We start from the raw sequence: 20041 nt of genomic DNA on the forward strand, positions 1-20041 counted from the left end.
CCCGGGCGTTCGGACACATGCTGCGCGCAAGGGCACAGCAGGCGTACCTTCGCATGGTCCACCCGCAAGAGCGGGTGAAGCGACAGTTACGGGAAAGCTGGCAACGGCGCCGCACGATCCCGGACGTCCAGACCGCGGCATGTTACCGCCCTGAAACAACCTGGAGCCCGGCCATGACCAACAATCCCGCAATTCACCGGCGGCCTTCCGGCGACGTGGACATCGCGCTGCCCCACGAGGCCCTCGAGCCCGACACCGCAGCCACGGACACCGTGTCGCTGGACGCGGCATCCGTGACAACCGGTTCGCCGACCGGCCCGGCCGGTGTGACCTCCGTCGCCCAGGCGGCCTGAGCGGCAGTCAGCGCGCGGCCGGCAGGGCCGCCACCCCGCCGTTCGGCGGGTCGAGGGTGACGCGGGCACCGGAGCTCCAGTCGGCCGGCGGCCCGGTCACCCCCGCGGCGGCCGGGGCACCCGCCTCGCCCGCCTCTCCCACGACGGTGGCGCCGTCCGTATCGGCGTCGTCGTCCGTACCGGCCGCGTCATCCGTATCGGCGGTATCGGCGGCGGCCCGCGACCCCGGCCGCCCGCCGGTCCCGGCGTCGTCCTGCGTGGCGAACTGGGTGTGGTGAAGCTCGGCGTAGAGGCCGCCGAGGGCCATCAGCTCGTCATGGGTGCCGCTCTCGACGATCCGCCCGCCGTCGACCACGAGGATGCGGTCGGCCCGCCGGACGGTCGAGAGCCGGTGGGCGATCACCAGCGACGTGCGCCCGGCCAGCGCCGCGGTCAGCGCCCGCTGCACCGCGGCCTCCGACTCGCTGTCCAGGTGGGCGGTGGCCTCGTCCAGAACGACCACCGCGGGCTCCTTGAGCAGCAGCCTGGCGATGGCCAGCCGCTGCTTCTCGCCGCCCGAGAGCCGGTATCCGCGGTCCCCGACGACCGTGTCCAGCCCGTCGGGCAGGTCACGCACCGCCTGGCCGATGTGGGCCGCGTCCAGCGCCGCCCACATCCGCTCCTCGGTCGCGTCGGACCGGGCGAACAGCAGGTTGGCCCGGATGGTGTCGTGGAACAGGTGCGCGTCCTGGGTGACCATGCCGACCGCCGACCGCAGCGAGCGGCCGCTGACCGCGCGGACGTCGAGCCCCCCGATCCGGACCACGCCGTCCCGGGCGTCGTACATCCGGCCGACGAGTTGGCTGATGGTGGTCTTCCCCGCGCCGGACGGGCCGACGAGCGCCACGAGCTCACCGGGGCCCACCCGGAAGGTGAGGTCGTGCAGCACCGGCTCGGGTGTCCGGCTGTCGAGCACGGCCGTGGACTCCAGCGAGGCCAGTGACACCTCCGTCGCCGCCGGATAGCGGAAGCCGACGTGGTCGAACTCGACGGCCACCGGCCCCGCCGGCAGCTCGACGGCGTCCGGCGCGTCCTCGATCGCCGGCCGCAGGTCGAGAACCTCGAAGACCCGCTCGAACGAGACCAGCGCGGTCATCACGTCCACGTGCACGTTCGACAGCTGCGTCAGCGGGCCGTAGAGCCGGGTGAGGTAGGCGGTGAGCGCGACGATCGTGCCGACCTCGAGGCTGCCCCGGGCCGCGAACGTGCCGCCGACGCCGTAGACGATCGCCGTCGCCAGCGAGGCGACCAGGGTGAGCGACATGAAGAAGATCCGCCCGTACATCGCCTGGGTGATGCCGATGTCCCGGACCCGCCCGGCACGGCGGCGGAAGGTGCGCACCTCGCGGTCGGGCTCGCCGTAGAGCTTGGTGAGCAGCGCGCCGGCGACGTTGAACCGCTCGGTCATCATCGTGTTCATCTCGGCGTTGAGGCCGTAGCTCTCCCGCGTCAGCGCCGCCAGCCGCGGCGCCAGCAGGCGCGCCGGCACGACGAACACCGGCAGCAGCACGAGCGCGACCACGGTGATCTGCCAGGACAGGCTGATCATCGCGGCCAGGACGAAGACGACCGACAGGAGGTTGGACAGTACCGCGGACAGCGTGTTCGTGAACGCGGACTGCGCGCCGAGGACGTCGTTGTTCAGCCGGGTGATGAGCGCGCCGGTCTGGGTGCGGGTGAAGAAGGCGATCGGCTGGCGCTGCACGTGGTCGAACACCTGGGAGCGCATCTCGTAGATCAGGCCCTCGCCGATGCGGGCGCTGAACCAGCGCTGGCCCAGCCCCAGCAGCGCCTCGCCGACGGCGAGAGCCGCGACCACCCCGGCGAGCGCCTGGACGACCCCGGCCCGGCCGGGCACGATCCCGTCGTCGATGATCGCCTTGAAGAGCAGCGGGGTGGCGGCGCCGGTCGCCGCGCCCAGCACGATGAGGACGCCGAAGCCGGCGAGCTGCCGACGGTAGGGGCGGGCGAAGCCGACGATGCGGCGGACGGTCCCCGGGCGCAGGCTGGCCCGCGTCACCGAGCGGTCCCGTTGGAACGAGCGCATCGTGGACCAGTTGTCGACCGCAGTTCTCATGGAGCCTCCGACGCACCGCTACGTGTTACTACGTAACGGTGTAAGCGAGGGTTTGCTAGCCCGCATTCCCGGCGGTCGTGGCCAGGACCCGCGCGAGGGCGTCGTCCTCCGCCGCCCGGCGCTGGATGCCCGACCGCTCGCGGGCGCCGGCGAGCAGCGCCTTCGTCTCCGCGCTGACGTCGGGCGGCACCGCGAGCAGGCGGTCCACCAGGCGGCCGACCTCGGCGTCGAGGTCCCGGCGGGGGACGACGAGCGCGGCGAGGCCGAGCCGGAGCGCGTCCCGCGCACCCACCGGCCTGCCGGTCAGACAGAGCGCGAGCGCGCGGGCGTAGCCGACGGTGTCGACGAGGGTACCCGCAACGCCCAGGCCCGGCACGCGACCGGCCGTGGCCTCGGTGAGGCACAGGGATGCGTCCTCGGTCAGTACCCGCAGGTCGCAGGCGAGGGCCAGTGCCAGCCCCGGGCCCGTCGTCGGCCCGGCGGAGACGGCGATGCTGAGCAGGTCCGGCCGCTCGGACAGCCGGCGCGCGACCCGGGACCACGTGGCGAGGTTCCGCCCGGTCGCGGCCCCTCCGGTGGATGGGCCGGCCGTCGGGCCGGTCTGGTGGCCGACCTCGCGATCGGCTCTGTGTTCGATTTCGTGGCTGGTCTTGTGGTCGACCTTGTGGTCGACCGGAGCCGACAGGCGGTGTACGGCGTTCACGACGACGACACGGACGTCGCCGCGCAGGTCGCGCAGGATGCCGTCCATCGCCGCGGCGATGCCCGGGAGGGTGGGCGTGTCGCCCACCCAACCCGACACATCTTCACTCACAGTGAGCGAGACGCAAGGGCCAGCTGCGAGTACGCCCAGCCCGGCCGCCGCCGGGTCGGCGGCGGCCGGCATGCTCATGGTCAGGCGCTTTTCTTCTTGGTACCCCGGGTCGCGCCCCCACGTCCGCGCAGCGTCGTGCCCGACTCGGACAGGATCCGGTGGACGAACCCGTACGAACGACCCGACGACTCGGCAAGCAGGCGAATGCTCTGTCCGGACTCGTACTTCTTCCGAAGTTCGGCAGCGAGCTTGTCCCGCTCCGCCCCGGTGATCCGGGTTCCTTTCCTAAGCTCGGCCAATGTGGCCCCCTCCGTGTTCGATGATCTGCGAACCGATCTTCACCCAGCTTCGGTGTCCGCGCCACTCGAAGCCCGTGTGATCCATCACACGCGGTGGTGCAGTCGCCGGGACAGCCTCGCACGCGTCCGAGGCGCACGCCGACGAGCCGACTCCGAGCAGTCACATAGCCCCTGACCTGCTACAGCGCGCCCGAAGCCCGAGTTCGACGACACAGCGGCCAGTCTCGCGGTCGGCTGGGATCCGATCGGGCAGGGGCTCCCGCGCGGCGCGTCGAACATCGTCACCGACGGTACATCCGTCTCGGCTCCCCCGCGGGGATCCGCGGGCCGCCGGGACTGGTTACGGTGCATGCATGGTCAACGGCCGGCCGACGAGGGCGGCGCCCTCACCGGCGCGGCTCACACCCAGCGCCCGGCAGGAACCCACGCGGCGCATCCGTACACGCAAGGTGACCGGAACGCTGCCCCGTCGCGCCCCGGCCCTGTCCGCGCTGCGGGCCGAGGGGGTCGATGTCGGGCTCTGGTGCGCGGCGGCCGGGTTCGGCCTGCTCCTCAGCGGGCTCATCGCCGCCACCGACGTGGACCTCGGCTCCGCCGCGCCGTTCCCGGTCGGCTGGCGCACGCCCCACCTGGCGCCGGCGACGCTGCTCCCGGTGCTCGTGGCGATCGTCACCCTGGCGCTCGCCCGCCGGGCCATCCGCGCCCGCTGGCCGCTCCTGCTCCTGTTCGGCTTCGCCGCATCACTGTGCTGGAGCCTCGCCCTGGCCGCGGCGGCCGGCCCGGGCCTCACCGATGGCCTGCGCCCGCCGCCGGTGTACCTGACCGCCGCCGGCGCCGTCGGCGACGACCCGCTCGGCTACCTCGCCGACTGGGTCGCCCAGTCCGTCGACGGGCCGGTGTCCGCGGCACAGGCCGGCGCGGCGGACCTGCCGCGGGCGCCCTCCAGCCTGCTCACAAGCCATCCGCCCGGCCCTGTGCTGCTCGTGTGGGGGCTGGACCAGCTCGGGCTCGGTGACCTCGCCGACGGGGCTGACGGGGCCGGGAGCGCGGTGCCGCTCGGGCTGGCGCTGACGGCGCTGACCGCGCTGGGCGTCCCGCTGGTCGCGGTCGCGGTGCGCTCGCTGTGCCACGAGACGGCGGCGCGCCGGGCCGTCCCGGTGCTCGTGCTGACGCCGTGGGCGCTGTGGGCCGCCGCGTCGCCGCGGGCCGTCGCCATCCTGCCGGCGGCGGCGGCGGTCGCCGTGGGGGTGCTCGGGTGCGAGCCGGGCCGGCGATGGCGACTGTCGTGGGCGCTGCTGTCGGGCCTGCTGCTGGGGGTGAGCGGCCTGTTCGACTACGCCGTGGTGTGGCTGGGCGTCGCCGTCGCGGCCGCGTACTTCGTCCGACGCCAGCCGCTGATGAACGTGTTCACCGGGCTCGGCGCGCTGCTCCCGCTCTGGCTGTTCTTCGCCTGGGGCTTCTCCTGGCCGGACGGCCTCACCCGGGCCCGGGTCGACACCGGGCCCGCCACGATGCTGGCCTGGCTCGCCCTGGACGCCGTCGTGGTGCTGCTGGCCGGCGGGCCGGTGCTGGTCCGCGCGCTGCGCCGGATCCGGCTGACCCCCGGCTGGCCGTTCCTGGTCGGCGCCGGCGCCGCGGTGCTGTTCAGCCTGTGCGCGGGGCTGGCCTGGGGTGGGGTGGAGCTGGCCTGGCTGCCGCTGGCGCCGTGGCTGGCGGTGGCGGCGCTGGCCCCGCGCCCCCGCCCGGACGGACCGGGTGACACGGTGCGCGCGGGTGACCTTCCGGGCCTGCTGATCGGGACGGGCGCCCTCGCCGCCATCGTCCTGCGGATCTTCCTCGGGAACGGCTGAGCTGCGCGGACCCGGCCGGAGAACGCGCCCGAACGCCTCGTGGCCCAGGCGGGCTCGGCGATCAGATGGGCTCGGCAATCAGGCAGGCTCGGCGATCAGGCCGACTCGGCGGCGGCGGGCGGCACCGGCTGGGCCACCTCGCCCCGCGGCATGTCGGGTTCGAGGTAGACCCGGCGCGCGGTGGGCACGGCGGCGCGCAGCAGCGCCTCGGCCTCGTTGATGGCGGCGGCGACCTGGGCCGTGGTCAGATCCGGGTCGAGCCCGATCTTGGCCGCGACCAGCAGCTCGTCCGGGCCGAGGTGCAGGGTCCGCATGTGGATCACCGTGGTGACCGCCGGCGCCGAGCTCAGCGCCCACCGGATCGCCTCGACGGTCTGCGGGGTGGCGGCCTCCCCGACCAGCATCCCGTAGGTCTCCAACGCGACGATCACGGCGACGGCCAGCAGCAGGATGCCGATCGCGAGGGTTCCGGCGGCGTCCCAGAGCGGTTCGTCGAGCAGCAGCGTCAGGCCGACACCGGCGAGGGCGAACAGCAGCCCGCACAGCGCCGCCAGGTCCTCCAGCAGGACGACCGGCAGCTCCGGGGACCGCGACTCCCGGATGAACTGCCACCACGACCCCGTGCCCTTGGAATGCCTCGACTCCCTGATGGCCGTCCGGAACGAGAAGCCCTCGAGAACGATCGCGATGGCGAGGACCACGATCGCCACCACCCCGCTCTCCAGCTCGTGCGGGTGACGCAGCTTCTCGACACCCTCGTAGACCGAGAACAGCCCGCCCACGCTGAACAGCACGATGCCGACGAGGAAGCCGGCGATGTAGCGGGAGCGCCCGTAGCCGAAGGGGTGCTCCTCGTCCGCCGGCTGGCTGGCGTTGCGCTGCCCGAGCAGGAGCAGCGCCTGGTTGCTCGAGTCGGCGACGGAGTGGATCGACTCGGCGAGCATGGACGACGAGCGGGTGAAGAGGAACGCGACGAACTTCGCGACCGCGATGCCCAGGTTCGCGAGCAGTGCCGCCACGACCGCCTTGGTGCCGCCTTCTGTGCTCACGCGCTCCCGCTCTCGTCCCCGTGGATGTCTCCCGCGCGCCCGAGGGCGCCCGGACCGAGCGCCCAGTGTGTCAAGGCGGCCGCCTCCGCGCGCCGTCGGGTACTCCCGTGGTATCAGGCCAGCGTGACGAGATCGGCGAGGTCGGGCGACCAGGTGTCCTCGACGCCGTCCGGCAGCATCAGGACCTTGTCGGGGCTCAGTGCCTCGACCGCGCCCGGATCGTGCGTGACGAGGACAACCGAGCCCCGGTAGGTGCGCAGCGCGCTCAGGACCTCGCCACGGGACGCCGGGTCGAGGTTGTTCGTCGGCTCGTCGAGCAGCAGCACGTTGGCTGAGCTGCACACCAGGCCGGCCAGGGCCAGCCGGGTCTTCTCACCGCCGGAGAGCGTCTCGGCGAGCTGTTCGACCGCGTCCCCCCCGAACAGGAAGGCGCCCAGGATGCGGCGCAGGTCGACGTCGGAGGCGGTGGGCGCCGCGGCGCGCATGTTGTCGAGCACCGTGCGGGAGGTGTCGAGCGTCTCGTGCTCCTGCGCGTAGTACCCCAGGCGCAGGCCGTGCCCCGGGTGTACCTCGCCGGCGTCCGGGGTCTCCTGGCCGGCGAGCATGCGCAGCAGCGTCGTCTTGCCGGCGCCGTTGAGGCCCAGGACCACGACCCGGGTGCCGCGGTCGATCGCCAGGTCGACGCCGGTGAACACCTCCAGCGAGCCGTAGGACTTCGACAGGCCGGTGGCGGTCAGCGGCGTGCGGCCACACGGAGCCGGATCGGGGAAGCGCAGCTTGGCGACCCGGTCGGCGACCCGGACCTCGGCGAGGCCGGAGGCGAGGCGCTCCGCGCGGCGGTCCATCTGGTGTGCCGCGCGCGCCTTGGTGGCCTTCGCCCGCATCTTGTCGGCCTGGGCCCGCAGCGAGTCGATCTTCTTCTCCGCGTTGGCCCGCTCCCGCCGCCGGCGCCGCTCGTCCTGATCGCGCTGGGTGAGATAAGTCTTCCAGTTGACGTTGTAGACGTCGAGCGCGGCGCGGTTGGCGTCGAGATGGAAAACCTTGTTCACGCTCTTGTCCAGCAGGTCGACGTCGTGGCTGATGACGATCAGGCCGCCGGAATGGGCGCGCAGAAAGTCACGCAGCCAGGTGATCGAGTCGGCGTCGAGGTGGTTGGTCGGCTCGTCGAGCAGCAGTGTCGCGTCGGAGTTCCCCGAACCGGCGAACAGGATCCGGGCCAGCTCGACGCGGCGGCGCTGGCCACCCGAGAGCGTTCCGATCTGCTGGCCGAGAACTCGGTCGGGCAGGCCGAGCGAGGAGCAGATCCGCGCCGCCTCCGCCTCGGCGGCGTACCCGCCGAGCATCCCGAACCGCTCCTCCAGCCGGCCGTAGCGACGCACCGCGGTGTCGCGGGCCGTCTCGTCGACGAACTCGGCCATCTCGAGCTGGAGCTTCTCCATCTCGCGCAGGATCACGTCGAGGCCTCGGGCGGCGAGCACGCGGTCGCGGGCGGTGTCGGCGAGGTCGCCGGTGCGCGGGTCCTGCGGCAGGTAGCCGATCTCGCCGCGGATGTCCACCTTGCCGGCGAAGGGCAGGGTCTCCCCCGCGAGCGTCTTCAGCATCGTCGTCTTGCCGGCGCCGTTGCGACCGACGAGGCCGATACGGTCACCCGGCTGCACCCGGAACGAGACCGGCTCGATCAGTGTGCGGGCTCCGGCACGGAGCTCGAGCTCGGACACGATGATCATGAGGGTCGGCCTCTTTCGTACATCGGATTCGTGCGCGTATCAGGTGTCAGCGGTTGGCCACCACGACACCGGGGTGCCTGGGAAACGCCCGCCTCACGACGCGGCAGAGGTCATGTCCTCCAGGGTACGGGCCGCGGCACCGCGCCCGACGGGCGTCCCGCGCCAGACGGTCGGTGACTACCGCCGCGCGGGTGCGCCCACCAGGCGTTGCGGGTACGCCTTTCCCAGGTCACGGGCACGAGCCCCGGCTCACGGACGCCTTCGGGCCAGACACGGGGAGGTCACGATGACAACCACGTACCGACAGAACCGGGAGACGCAGCGCCCGAGCTCGCTGTGGTCGGCCCTGGTCATCCTCGGAGTCGCGGTCACGGTCCTGGGGTTGCTGCTCATCACCAATCCCTTCACCACCGTCGGCGCGCTGGCCGTCATCGCCGGTGTGGCTCTTCTCGTCTCCGGCATCACCGAGATCGTCTCCGCCGTACGCACCGAGAACAGCAGCTCCGCCATCTTCTTCGGCGCGCTGACCGCCGTCGCCGGCGTGGTGATCCTGCTGTGGCCGGGGGTGACGCTGCACGCGATAGCGGTGGTCGTCGGTGCGGCCCTGATCGTCGCGGGGGTGGTCCGGGCACTGCTGGTGCTGGCGAGTCGGAACGGCCAGGCCGGCCGCACCGGAAGCGTGGCCCGTGGCCTGCTGATCGCCGCGCTCGCCGTGGTCCTCGGGGTGCTGGCCCTGGCCTGGCCGTCCTCGACCATGGTGGTGCTCGCGGTGCTGTTCGGCATCCAGCTCGTCGTCACCGGCGTGACCGAGGTGGCACTCGGCCTGGCCCTGCGTCCCTGAGCAGCCTGCTCGCCCCTTGATTTCCTTCTCGCCCTCTCCGAGCGAAATCCGCCGCCAGCGACCCCCGAAACAATGGTCGCCCCGGGCTCAGCCCAGGATGCGCTTGCGCCAGAGTTCGACGGCCTCGGGCCGGGCGCCGCGGTCGAGGAACCAGCCCTCCGGGCCCTGCGGGTGCCCGTCGATGATGGCCAGCACCTGCTCGACGGCGTCCACCGAGACCTTGGTGACCTCCTTGTCGACGACCCGGCCATCGGGGAGGATCGCGTGCCCTCGCAGGCGGCGCAGCACGCCCGGCATGTTCTCGCCGGTAACCAGGTAGTCGGCGACCACCTGCTCCGGGACGACACCGGCCAGGCGCAGGAGGAGGGCGACGACCACACCCGTGCGGTCCTTGCCGGCCGCGCAGTGCACCAGGAGCGGACCGGGGGCCTCCGCCGCCAGGTCGAGGATCTCCACCAGCCGGGACGTCGCGATGTCGAGCATCGCGGCGTACAACGTGCGCAGGCCGCCCGCGAGCGCGTCCGGCGGCAGGGAGTCGCTGACCCGGCCGGTCTCCTCGCCGAGCAGGGGCATCACGTGGATCTCCGAGCCGATCAGGGACAGCGGGTGCGGGGAGCTCCCCCGCTCGACCGCGGAGCGCAGGTCGACCACGGTCGGCGGGGGCCAGGTGAACTCCGCCGCCGGCCGGGCGTCCTCGACCCGGTGCATCTCGCTGCGGTACAGCACGCCCGTGTTGGTGACGCGGCCGTCCGTGGTGGTCATGCCGCCGACGTCGCGCAGGTTGGCGAGCCGTTCCGTGGCGAGGTCTTCTGTTCCCATCCGATGTCCTCCCGAGAGCGCGGTGCACGCAGGGTCCCGGCTGCCTCCGTCGGGCGGGTGGCCGGGCCGGGCGGGCCAGACCGGGCCGGGTCAGGCCCTGGCCCCGGTGTCATCGCCGCGCGTGCGGACCCACGCCATCCTCGCCGAAGAGGCCGACCTCATGTGGGGCGATTACCCCCACACCGGGCGGCGGCTCGGCGACGGAGGTCGGCCCGGCGACGGACGCCGGCTTGGCTACGGGCGTCGCCCGCCCGGCCCGCCGGGCCCGGGACGGGCCGGCGGTGGCCGGCGGACCGGCAGCGGCGGCCGCCTCCTCCGGGTCGACGTCGACGGGGTCGACGAGGTGACGGCCGGTGTTGCGGACGCTGCCGACCTCGGGTGAGACCGGGTGCGCGGCGAACACCCCGGCCGGCGCGGGCCGCAGGATCCCGGCGAGCGCCTCGGGATCCCGCAGCGTCGGGTCGATCCAGCGGGACCAGGCCGGGCGCGGCACCACGACGGGTGACCGGTCGTGGATGAACTCGATGCCCGCGGCCGCGTCGGTGGTGAGGATCGTGAACGTGGTCAGCGGCTGCTCACCCTTCGACCAGACCTCGTAGAGCCCGGCGAAGGCGAACAGGCCGTCGGCCCCCGGGTGGCCGGCCGGATGGATGTAGTAGGGCTGACCGCGGCGCGAGCCGCCGGGCCGCCGCCACTCGTAGAAGCCGGTGGCGGGAACGAGGCACCGGCGGGCGGCGAACGCAGCGCGAAACGCCGGCTTGGACGCGACCGACTCGGCGCGGGCGTTGATCAGGCGGCTGCCGATCGCCGGGTCCTTCGCCCAGAACGGGACCAGACCCCAGGTGGCCAGCCGCAGGACCCGCCCGCCGCCCGCGGCCCGCGGCCCGCCGCCCCCGCCTGTCTCACCAGCCTCGCCGCTTTCGCCGGCCCCGCCGGTGCCAGCGCCAGCCGCCGGCTCACCGTGCCCGGCGCCGCCCGGCGGCCGACGCGCGACGACGATCGGCATCACCGTGGTCGGGGCGACGTTGTAGCTCTCCGTCACCCGGCCGCCCGTCTCGTCCGCCGCGGACATCGCCGCGGCGAGATCGTCGGCGCTCAGAGTCTGGGTATACCTGCCGCACATGTCTGAGCAGTCTTCCAGCTCCCACCGACACTTCCGGCCAACCAGCACCGGCCCCCGCCGACGGGCGACCAGAAGGGCCGTCCAGGAGAGCCGTCCACGAAGGCCATCCAGGAAGACCATCCAGGAAGACCGGCCAGGAAGGGTCGCCGGGAGGATCAGACGACGAGCGCGGCCGCCGCGGTCGCCAGGCAGCCCAGCGAGAGCAGTCCGAACGCGCCGACCCAGAAGGCACCCGGCAGTCCGGTGAGGCGGGCGAGCTGGTCCGGGTCGGAGTCCCGGGCGCGCCGCTGCCGCCGCTGTCGCTGGACCTCGATGATCGGCCGCACCGCCCCGAGCAGCAGGAACCAGGTCGCGTAGGCGGCGAAGCCGGCCTGGACGTCGTCCGCCGCGAACCACGAGATCCCGAGCACGACGACAGTGCTGACCAGCACCGACACGACACCGAAGGCGTTGCGGACGACCACCAGCATGACCAGCAGCAGCGCGACGAGGATCTGCAGGAGCAGGCTGATCCGCCCGGTGGCGAGCAGGCCGGAGGCGCCCAGCCCGAGCAGCGACGGCGTCGTGTAGCCGGCGGCGACGGTCAGGATGACCCCGGGCCCGGTCGGCCGGCCCGAGGACACCGTGACGCCGGAGGTGTCGGAGTGCAGGCGCACCCCGGCCAGGCGGCGGCCGGTGGCGACCGCGGCGAGGGCGTGCCCGCCCTCGTGCGCGATCGTCACGACGTGACGGGCGGTCGGCCAGGTGCGGCCGCTCGCCACAGTGAGCAGCGCGACGACCCCCGTGAGGACGAGGATCCAGTGCGCGGGGGCCGGCTGCGCGTCGAGGCTCCGGCTCAGCAGATCGGACGTGGCTGCCCCTCTCCTCGTCGCCGGTGGATCGTCGCCGGCGGACGGACGGTACGCCGCCACGATCGTCCCGCATGAGCCGCCCGGGTCCAACGCCCCGGTATGGCATCGTCCGTCGGCTCGCCGACAGCACGGAGCCGGACGGGGCGCAGCCGGACGGGGCATCCGGTAAATGCACGACTCGCGCCGCCCCGTGGCGCACGATGGGTCCGCGCACGCCGGGTGGCGGGCGGCGGGCGGCGGACCGCGAGGCACCGATCTGACGGCATACCGATCTGGGGAGGATTCGCGGCATGGCGGAGTACGTGTACCGACCGGTCATCCATACGGCGATGGGGCTCTTCCGCGCGTTGCGCCTGCGGCTGGACATACGTGGCGAGGAGAACGTGCCGGCCGGCGGCGGGGCCATCGTGCTGATCAACCACGTCTCCTACCTGGACTTCGCGCTCGCCGGGGTTCCCTTCTGGCACGCGCGGCGGCGCATGGTCCGGTTCATGGCCAAGAAGCAGGTGTTCGACCACCGCGTCAGCGGACCGCTGATGCGTGGGATGCACCACATCCCGGTCGACCGGGCGGCCGGGGCCGGCTCGCTGATCGCGGCGGTGCGCGCGCTGCGCGAGGGCGAGCTCGTCGGGGTGTTCCCCGAGGCCACGATCAGCCCGAGTTACTGCCTGGCGCCGTTCAAGTCGGGCGCCGCCCGGATCGCCGCCGAGGCCGAGGTGCCGGTGATCCCCCTGGTGCTCTGGGGCAGCCAGCGGATCCTGACCAAGGGCCGCCCCCGCGACCTGCGCGCGGCTGTCGGCACGCCGGTCTCGATCACGGTCGGCAAGCCCGTCCCGTACTCGGAGCTGCCGGACGCCCGGACCGGCACCGCGCTGCTGGAGCTCCGGATGGGCGAGCTGCTCGACGACGCGCAGCGCCGCTACCCCGCGCCCCCGCCGGGTGAGTCCCCCTGGTGGCTGCCCGCCCATCTCGGCGGATCGGCGCCCGAGCCCCCCGCCCGTCCCGCCGGCTGACCCGCGGCCGGCTGCGGAAGAATCGTGGACGGACCCGCAGCACGGACCGGAGGACAGACGTGAGCGACCCCGTGACCGGTCAGGTCACCGACGAGGTGACGGACGAGCAGTTCGTGGACGGGCTGCCCAAGGTGGAGCTGCACGTCCACCTGGAGGGCTCGATGCTGCCGGCGACCCTGCTGCGGCTCGCCCGCCGCCACGGCGTCGACCATCTGCCGACCGACCTGGACGCCCTGCGGGCCTACTACGAGTTCCGCGACTTCGACCACTTCATCGAGGTCTACCTGGCCGCCGTCCAGGTCCTGCGGGACGAGGAGGACTTCCGCCTGCTCGCCCGGGAGACCGCGCTCGGGCTGGCCGCGCAGCGGGTGCGCTACGCGGAGATCACCTTCACGCCCTTTCTGCACGTCCAGCGCGGCATCGACCCCGCGGTCGTGTTCGCCGGTGTGGAGGCGGGCCGGCTCGACGCGGAGCGCGAGGCCGGCATCCAGGTGCGCTGGATCACCGACATCCCCGGCCTGCCGGGGACGGACAACGTCGCCTCCGGCGAGCGCACCCTGGAGCTGGCCCTGGCCCATGGCGGCGAGGGTGTGATCGCGCTGGGCCTGGGCGGGCCCGAGGTCGGGGTGCCGCGGCCCCAGTTCGGCCCGGTCTTCACCGCGGCACGGGACGCCGGCCTGCACTGCGTCCCGCACGCGGGCGAGACGACCGGGCCCCGGACCATCTGGGACTCGCTCGAGTACCTGCACGCGGAGCGGATCGGGCACGGGACCAGCGCGCTGGGCGACCCGGCGCTGGTCGAGCACCTGCGCCGGCACCGCATCCCGCTGGAGGTCTCCCCCACCTCGAACCTGTGCACCGGGGCCGTGGCCAGCTACGGGGTGCACCCGCTGCCGGAGATGATCGCGCAGGGCCTCCAGGTGAACCTGAACAGCGACGACCCGCCCATGTTCAACACGACGCTGCGCGCGGAGTACCTGCACGCGCTGCGCTCGCTCGGGCTCTCCCGGCAGCAGGTGTTCGACGTGGCCGCCGCGGCGGTGGAGCACTCCTTCCTGCCGGCGGACGGCAAGGAGCGGCTGCGGGCCGAGTTCACCGCGGCCGCGGTGGATCTCGGCGTCCGCCCCGCGGCCCCCGCGGGGGGCTGAGCAGGGCCCGCCGGGGCCTGGCACGCGCCTGGCGGAGCCCGGACAGGCGTTGCGGGAACGGGCGTCCCGCGTTTATGGGGTGGGCCCACGGGTACCGCAGCCGACGTCGTTGGTGATCAGCCGATTCGTACGGAGGTCACGCCGTGTCGGCGCTGGGATGGTTCCTGCTGGTCCTCGTTCTCGTAATCCTGGGCGTGGTCCTCGTTGGCGTGCTCGGGGGTGCCCGGCTGGCCCCGGGCGGTTCCGGCCGGGCGCTGCGCAGTCGTTTCGGGCCGGAGTACGACCGTGTGGTGGAACACAGCGGCGGGGATCGCCGCGCGGCCGAACGCAGGCTCGCCGAGGTGGCCCGGCGGCGCGACGAGCTTGACCTCCAGCCGCTCGACGAGCCCGCCCGCGCCGGGTATCTCACCCGCTGGGACGCCGTCCAGGCGCGGTTCGTCGACGACCCCGCCGACTCCGCCCGCCAGGCGGACCGGCTCGTCGTCGAGGTGATGCGCGCCCGGGGCTACCCGGAGTCGACCTTCGACGAGCGGGCCGATCTGATCTCCGCCGAGCGGCCCGAGCTGGTCGCCCCCTACCGGGACGCGCACGCCCGCGCCGAGGCCCCGGCGGGCGGCCCCGACACCGACGGCCCCGACACCGAGGAACTGCGCACCGCCCTGGTCCAGCTGCGCGGGCTCTTCGGATGGCTGGTCACCGGCGAGACGGAGCCGCGGGACCAGGACGCCCGGAGCTCCCCGGCCCTGGCCGGGCCCCCGCGGCAGCGCACCTGACGGCTCGGACGTCCCCCGCCGCCGGCAACGGCCCCGGGCGGGCCTGGCGCACGACTCGGCCGAGACTCCAAGGCAGGAGGACCCGCAATGAACGCATTCGACGCACGCGAGCCCGAGATGGGACCGCCGTCCGGGGAGCGGACCACCGACGGCGGCCCGTCCGCCCGTTCCACCCCCGGCCCGGCCGGCGCGCCCGCGGCCCAGACGGACCGAACGGCCCAGGTGGACCAGGCGGATGACCGGGTTGCCCCGGCGGCTTCGACACCGCTGGGCACGACGGCGCTGCCGGGCACGGCGGCGGAGCCGGGCACGGCGGCGGAGCCGGACGCCTCGGCGTACGCCCTGGTCGGCGACGAGCCGGGGTTCACCACCGGGACGAGCGGCCCCGCGGCACCGCCGGACGCCGTCCGTGACGAGCCGGGCGACGGTGATCCGGCCACGGCCGGCCGCCCGGCCCCTGCCGGCTCGGCCCCTGCCGGCCCGACTTCGACTGGCCCGACCTCCGCCGGCTCGGCGCCTGGCGGCCCGACATCAGCCGGCTCGGCAGGTGCCGGGCCGACGGCCACCGAGGCCACCTCGTCCGGCGAGCCGGAAGGCGCGTGGCGGCAGGTCCTGATCGACTTCGTCGACCATCCCCGCCAGGCGGTCGAGAAGGCCGACCGGCTGGTGGACGAGGCGGTCCGGTCGCTGACCGACCGGATCGGCCGGGAGCACTCGGGGCTGCGCTCCGCCTGGCACGACCACGGTGAGCCGTCGACCGAGGACCTGCGCAAGGCGCTGCGCGGCTACCGGGAGTTCTTCGAGAAGATCCTCAGCGCCCGCTGACCCGCGGGTCAGCGGGCGCTTGCCGGGGGCTGGCCGCTCCTCAGGGGCGTTCGGTGTCGAGGCCGCGGGGCGCCCCGACGGAGCGGCCGGCCAGGTCGAGCTCGCGCAGCTGCTCCTCGGCGGTCTGCTCCACCCGGCGCATGGTCGCCCGCAGGATCGGCGGCGTCATGATCGACGTCACGACCGCCACCAGGACGATCACGGTGTACGTCGCGGTGGAGAGGACGCCGAGGCGCAGGCCCGTGCCGGCCACGACGATCTCGATGACGCCGCGGGCGTTCAGGCCCGCGCCCAGCGAGAGCGCCTCCCAGTGCCCCAGCCGGCTCGCGCGGGCACCGATGTAGGCACCGGCGAACTTGCCCAGGATCGCGAGTCCGAGGATCACGACGGCGGCGAGCGCCACCTCCGGCCGGGTCAGCGCGGTCAGGTCGATGCGCAGCCCGGCGGACGCGAAGAAGATCGGCGCGAGCACGCCCATGACCATCAGGCGGAGCGGTTCGAGCCGCCGGATGTCCAGAGTCGGCGTGGACCCGAGCAGGATGCCGGCGATGAACGCGCCGAGGATCGCCTCCAGTTTGAGAGCGTGCGTCCCGGCGGCCGCGGCGAGGATGAAGACGACCGCCACCGCGATACCGGAACCCGATCCGGTGCCGCCGGTGTCAGCCGTTTCAGCGGACGGCCCGGCAAGGCCGCCGGCGGCGACGGCCAGCCGGGCGAGCGGGCGGCCGACAACGAACGCCGCGGCGACGACACCGATCACGCTGAGCACCGGCCACGCGATGTCGCCGCCGCGCACCCCCGTTGTCGCCATCGCGGAGACCACCGACAGCAACGACCAGCCGACCGCGTCGTCAACCGTGGCGGAGGCGAGGATGAGCTGGCCGACGTTGCGGTGCAGCAGCCGCATGTCGTGCAGGATCTTGGCCGCGACGGGGATCGCGCTGACCCCCATGGCCACCCCGAGGAACAGCGCGAACTCCCCGCGGTCGGCGCCGTCCGCCAGCAGCGACTCCGGCAGGAGCAGGCCCGCGCCGATGCCGAGCCCGACCGGCAGCACGAGGCCGGCGATGCTGATCCGCGCGGCGGTGGCTCCCCGCCGGCGGACCATCCGCATATCCATCTCGATGCCGGTGAGACCCACCAGGAGGATCACGCCGATCTGCCCCAGCGCGTCGAGCAGGTGCATCTGGTCGGGCTCGGCGGGCAGCAGCCAGCCCGAGAACTCGGACGCGACCGCCCCGAGCAGCGATGGGCCGACCACCACGCCCGCGAGCAGTTCACCGACCACGGAGGGCAGCCCGAGTCGGATGGCGAGACGACCGAGCCCCAGCGCGAGGCACAACAGGACGGTCACCTGAAGAAGAAAAATGAGCAATGAATGATGGGACAACGAGGCCACCGGGGCCGCCGTCACGAATGACGTCTCCGTCGCGTTCACTGCGCCAGCCCCCGCCGCCACGTAGTCGTTTCAGCTCGCCGTCCACCGGGTGAATCAGGTGCGATGAGGTTAGCGCCCAGCCGAAGATCCCGGGCCCGACTGACAAGAATCGGGACCTCCGGGAAGGCGGTGATGGATTTCGGTTCGGGCTTGCCGCTTCAGCCCGCCGAAACGCGATCGGGCAACGCATCGACCTCCGACGCAGCGGGCGCAACGGCCTGTGGCGAAGCGGCCGCTGGCGCGGCGGCCGCGGCGCCGCCCCCGCCATAGCGGGCGACGAGCCGCGCGCGCCGCGCGGGGTCGAGATTGGCCCGGGTCACGTCACCGCCGTAGTGCGCGGCGACCCTCGGATCCATGACTCGGAACCAGAACCGGGGGAACAGCGATGTGACGATCATCGAGCCGTATCCGGCGGGAAGCTGCGGAGCCGAGGCGAAGGACCGCAGCGACTGGTAGCGCACGGTGGGGTGCGCGTGATGATCGCTGTGTCGGGGCAGGTGGTACAGCGCGAGATTGCTGATGACGTCGTCGCTGTTCCAGCTGTGCCGTGGGTCGACCTTCTCGTACCGGCCGGCCGCGGTCCACTCCCGCGCCAGCCCGTAATGCTCGATGTAGTTGACCGACTCCAGCAGGGAGAAGCCGACGACCGCCTGCAGCACGAGGAAGGCGAGCACCGCCGGCCCGAACGCCACCGCGAGAACCCCGAACAGCACCACCGTGTAGCACCAGGCGGAAAGCACCTCGTTGCGCGGCGACCAGGGTGAACGACCACGCAGACGCAGCCGGGCCGCCTCGAGCGCCCAGGCCGACCGCAGGCTGCCGACGACCGTGCGCGGCCAGAACCGCCAGAAGCTCTCCCCCATCCGGGCGCTGGCCGGATCCCGCGGCGTCGCGACGTGGACGTGATGGCCCCGGTTGTGCTCCACGTAGAAGTGCCCGTAGGCGGCGGGCGCCAGCATGGCCTTCGCGAGCCGGCGCTCGACCCGGGCGCGCTTGTGGCCCAGCTCGTGCGCGGTGTTGATGCCGATCCCGGTGACCGTGCCGAGCGCGAGGACGACCGCCACCCGCTCGATCACCGACAGGTCGCCGCGCGTCCACGCCCAGCAGCCCATGAGCAGCGCGATACCGGCGAGCGGCAGATAGAGGTAGGTGCACCAGCGGTAGTAGCGGTCGGCGTCCAGCGCCTCGCGGGTTCCCTCCGGGGCGCCGACCGGGTCCTTCGGGGTCGTCGCGTCGAGCACGGGCAGCAGCACGAACACGAAGGCGGGCGTGAGCCACCAGGGCAGGCCCGACCCGGTGCGGTGCCAGAGCCCGAACGAGACGATCGGCAGCAGCGGCGGCAGCAGCGCCGTCAGCCACATGTAACGCTTGCCGTCGCGCCAGGCGACCCCGCCCGGGCCGACGAGCACCGGCGCCGTCATCTGCCGCCCTCCCAGCCTGCCGGGCCCGCCTGCCCGGGACCCGGCCTCGTCCGCCCGAGCAGTGTCACATCCACCACCGGCAGGAACAATCGACCCAGGTGGAAGGCACCCGGCGGCCACCGGCGGTTCACCGACCGGTCCCGCCGGGACACCCCGGCGGTGCAGACTGGCACCGTGAGGCCGCAGAGCGAACCGCCGTCCAGCCCGACGCCCGGACCGCCGGCCGTGCCGGTGGGTGCCGTGCCGGAGGTGGCAGGGCACGGGTCGATGACCGATGCTCCGCCGTGGATCGGCGGTGTCACGATCGGCACGCTGTTCCTCTCGGCGGCCGTCCTCATCACTTACACGCTCCTCCCACTGCCCGGGCAGGAGTCCCTCGGTGATCTGAACTACGTCGTCGCCGGGCTGCTCTTCGCCGGCCACATCACCTTCACCCGCCTCTACCGCACCCGGCTGGCCCGCCCGGCCAGCGGGAGCTCGCCCCACCGGCCGGGCCACGACCCCGACGGAGCGGGCCCATCGGCCAAGCCAAGCCGACCGGAGCCCTCCGACGCCCCGGCCGAGTGACGCAGGCGACGCGTGCGAGGCGATTTCGGCCGGCCTGCGGGCTGAGACGATGCGTCGGTGTCCGCCCTGGTCGTCGTATTTGTCGGCCTTGTCGCCGGGGTGGTGGCGCAGCGCTCGTTCCAGCTCCCTGACGACGCCCCGCGGGCGCTCAACATCTGGCTGCTCGACGTCGCCCTGCCCGCGCTGACCCTGCACGTGCTGCACGGCGTGGAGATCCCGTCGAACGTCGCGATCGTTGTGGCCGCCCCGTACCTTCTGTTCGCCGTCACCGTGCTGATCTACCTGGCGGCGGCACGGCTGATGCGGCTGCCGCGGGAGGTCGTGGTCGCGCTGGTGGCCGCGACCGCGGTGGCGAACACCTCGTTCGTCGGCATCCCGATGGTCACGGCGTTCTTCGGCGAGCAGTGGGTACCCGTCGCGCTGCTCGCCGACCAGCTCGGCTCCTCCCTGCTGCTGAACACCGTCGTGCTGGTGCTGGTGACGGCCACCGCGGGCGCCGCGTCGACGCCGCTGGCGGTGGCCCGCAGGGCGTTGGCGCGTCCCTCGCTCATCGCCCTGGTGCTGGCGCTGGCGCTGCGCCCGGTGGGCTTCCCCGCCTGGCTGGACGAGGCCCTGGCCTCGGTCGGGGCAACGCTCACCCCGCTGGCCCTGTTCTCGGTGGGCCTGCAGCTGCGGCTGCCGGCCGTCCGCCGGTGGCGGCGTGAGCTGACCCTGGGGCTGGTGGTGAAGCTGGCCGTGGCGCCGGTCGTGGTCCTGGGCTGCTACGCGCTCGCGGGCGCGCTCACCGACCCGGACGTCCTCACCGACCCGAACGTCAGGGTGGCGTTGTTCGAGACCGCCATGCCGCCGATGGTCGCCGGGGCGATCATCGCCAACCGGCACGGCCTGGCGCCGCCGCTGCCGAGCCTGCTCGTCGGGGTGGGCGCTCCGCTGTCGGTGCTCACCCTCGCGGTCTGGTCACTCCCGCTACACCCGTAACGCCGGATCACCGGATGGCCGCAAGCAACTACAAGG

Annotated in this window: 19 protein-coding genes; 9 read left to right on the forward strand and 10 right to left on the reverse strand. The window is 73.5% G+C overall.

Annotation, left to right across the window (positions count from 1 at the left end; genetic code table 11):
• Window positions 1-17: 17 nt before the first annotated feature.
• Window positions 18-353: a hypothetical protein gene (locus MXD62_RS23860; RefSeq protein WP_020459811.1), complete on the forward strand. Its 336-nt coding sequence runs from the start codon at window positions 18-20 to the stop codon at window positions 351-353.
• Between the two features lie 7 nt (window positions 354-360).
• Here the strand turns inward: MXD62_RS23860 and MXD62_RS23865 are convergent, their stop codons facing one another.
• The 3 genes from MXD62_RS23865 to MXD62_RS23875 all read right to left on the reverse strand — a co-directional run bounded on the left by MXD62_RS23865 (window position 361) and on the right by MXD62_RS23875 (window position 3582).
• On the reverse strand, window positions 361-2469 hold the full coding sequence (locus tag MXD62_RS23865; protein ID WP_248831690.1) for an ABC transporter ATP-binding protein: 2109 nt from the start codon (window positions 2467-2469) through the stop codon (window positions 361-363).
• A gap of 55 nt (window positions 2470-2524) precedes the next feature.
• Window positions 2525-3259, reverse strand: a complete 735-nt coding sequence (locus MXD62_RS23870; RefSeq protein WP_248831691.1) for an enoyl-CoA hydratase/isomerase family protein — start codon at window positions 3257-3259, stop codon at window positions 2525-2527.
• 104 nt (window positions 3260-3363) lie between these two features.
• Window positions 3364-3582 carry a helix-turn-helix domain-containing protein gene (locus tag MXD62_RS23875; RefSeq protein WP_020459808.1) on the reverse strand — a complete coding sequence of 73 codons (219 nt, stop codon included), beginning with the start codon at window positions 3580-3582 and terminating at the stop codon, window positions 3364-3366.
• 353 nt (window positions 3583-3935) lie between these two features.
• Here MXD62_RS23875 and MXD62_RS23880 point away from each other — a divergent pair, with 353 nt between their 5' ends.
• Window positions 3936-5432, forward strand: coding sequence for a hypothetical protein (locus MXD62_RS23880; protein WP_248831692.1), 1497 nt, complete (start codon window positions 3936-3938; stop codon window positions 5430-5432).
• A gap of 95 nt (window positions 5433-5527) precedes the next feature.
• Here MXD62_RS23880 and MXD62_RS23885 read toward each other — a convergent pair whose 3' ends face one another.
• The gene (locus MXD62_RS23885; protein WP_248831693.1) at window positions 5528-6481 is read right to left on the reverse strand and encodes a cation diffusion facilitator family transporter; all 954 of its coding nucleotides are present in this window, start codon (window positions 6479-6481) and stop codon (window positions 5528-5530) included.
• A gap of 113 nt (window positions 6482-6594) precedes the next feature.
• Window positions 6595-8208, reverse strand: coding sequence for an ABC-F family ATP-binding cassette domain-containing protein (locus tag MXD62_RS23890; protein ID WP_071062576.1), 1614 nt, complete (start codon window positions 8206-8208; stop codon window positions 6595-6597).
• 286 nt (window positions 8209-8494) lie between these two features.
• Between MXD62_RS23890 and MXD62_RS23895 the strand changes: the two genes are divergently transcribed.
• Window positions 8495-9049 (forward strand): HdeD family acid-resistance protein, encoded by a 555-nt coding sequence (locus MXD62_RS23895; RefSeq protein ID WP_248831694.1) that lies wholly within the window; start codon window positions 8495-8497, stop codon window positions 9047-9049.
• An 87-nt stretch (window positions 9050-9136) separates the two neighbouring features.
• Here the strand turns inward: MXD62_RS23895 and MXD62_RS23900 are convergent, their stop codons facing one another.
• The 3 genes from MXD62_RS23900 to MXD62_RS23910 all read right to left on the reverse strand — a co-directional run bounded on the left by MXD62_RS23900 (window position 9137) and on the right by MXD62_RS23910 (window position 11902).
• Complete coding sequence (locus MXD62_RS23900; RefSeq protein WP_248831695.1) at window positions 9137-9868, reverse strand: tyrosine-protein phosphatase; 732 nt, start codon at window positions 9866-9868, stop codon at window positions 9137-9139.
• A 109-nt stretch (window positions 9869-9977) separates the two neighbouring features.
• A complete protein-coding gene (locus MXD62_RS23905) occupies window positions 9978-10991 on the reverse strand; it encodes an SOS response-associated peptidase (protein WP_248831696.1) in 1014 nt (337 codons plus the stop codon).
• 155 nt (window positions 10992-11146) lie between these two features.
• A complete protein-coding gene (locus MXD62_RS23910; RefSeq protein ID WP_020459800.1) occupies window positions 11147-11902 on the reverse strand; it encodes a M50 family metallopeptidase in 756 nt (251 codons plus the stop codon).
• A 230-nt stretch (window positions 11903-12132) separates the two neighbouring features.
• Between MXD62_RS23910 and MXD62_RS23915 the strand changes: the two genes are divergently transcribed.
• The 4 genes from MXD62_RS23915 to MXD62_RS23930 all read left to right on the forward strand — a co-directional run bounded on the left by MXD62_RS23915 (window position 12133) and on the right by MXD62_RS23930 (window position 15601).
• Window positions 12133-12855, forward strand: coding sequence for a lysophospholipid acyltransferase family protein (locus MXD62_RS23915; protein WP_248831697.1), 723 nt, complete (start codon window positions 12133-12135; stop codon window positions 12853-12855).
• Window positions 12856-12914: 59 nt separating this feature from the next.
• Window positions 12915-14003, forward strand: coding sequence for an adenosine deaminase (gene add, locus MXD62_RS23920; RefSeq protein WP_248831698.1), 1089 nt, complete (start codon window positions 12915-12917; stop codon window positions 14001-14003).
• 143 nt (window positions 14004-14146) lie between these two features.
• A complete protein-coding gene (locus MXD62_RS23925) occupies window positions 14147-14776 on the forward strand; it encodes a hypothetical protein (protein ID WP_248831699.1) in 630 nt (209 codons plus the stop codon).
• A gap of 87 nt (window positions 14777-14863) precedes the next feature.
• Window positions 14864-15601, forward strand: coding sequence for a hypothetical protein (locus tag MXD62_RS23930; RefSeq protein ID WP_248831700.1), 738 nt, complete (start codon window positions 14864-14866; stop codon window positions 15599-15601).
• Between the two features lie 40 nt (window positions 15602-15641).
• On the opposite strand, the gene MXD62_RS23935 is transcribed toward MXD62_RS23930, so the two are convergent.
• Entirely contained in the window at window positions 15642-17015 is a 1374-nt protein-coding gene (locus MXD62_RS23935) for a cation:proton antiporter (protein WP_248831701.1), read from the reverse strand.
• 182 nt (window positions 17016-17197) lie between these two features.
• On the reverse strand, window positions 17198-18460 hold the full coding sequence (locus MXD62_RS23940; protein WP_248831702.1) for an alkane 1-monooxygenase: 1263 nt from the start codon (window positions 18458-18460) through the stop codon (window positions 17198-17200).
• 267 nt (window positions 18461-18727) lie between these two features.
• On the opposite strand from MXD62_RS23940, the gene MXD62_RS23945 reads away from it, so the two are divergent.
• Together MXD62_RS23945 and MXD62_RS23950 are read left to right on the forward strand one after the other, a co-directional pair.
• On the forward strand, window positions 18728-19027 hold the full coding sequence (locus MXD62_RS23945; RefSeq protein ID WP_248831703.1) for a hypothetical protein: 300 nt from the start codon (window positions 18728-18730) through the stop codon (window positions 19025-19027).
• Window positions 19028-19084: 57 nt separating this feature from the next.
• Window positions 19085-20005: an AEC family transporter gene (locus MXD62_RS23950; RefSeq protein ID WP_248831704.1), complete on the forward strand. Its 921-nt coding sequence runs from the start codon at window positions 19085-19087 to the stop codon at window positions 20003-20005.
• Window positions 20006-20041 lie beyond the last annotated feature (36 nt).

The sequence above is a fragment of the Frankia sp. Mgl5 genome (genome assembly GCF_023242985.1).
Classification (GTDB): domain Bacteria; phylum Actinomycetota; class Actinomycetes; order Frankiales; family Frankiaceae; genus Parafrankia; species Parafrankia soli.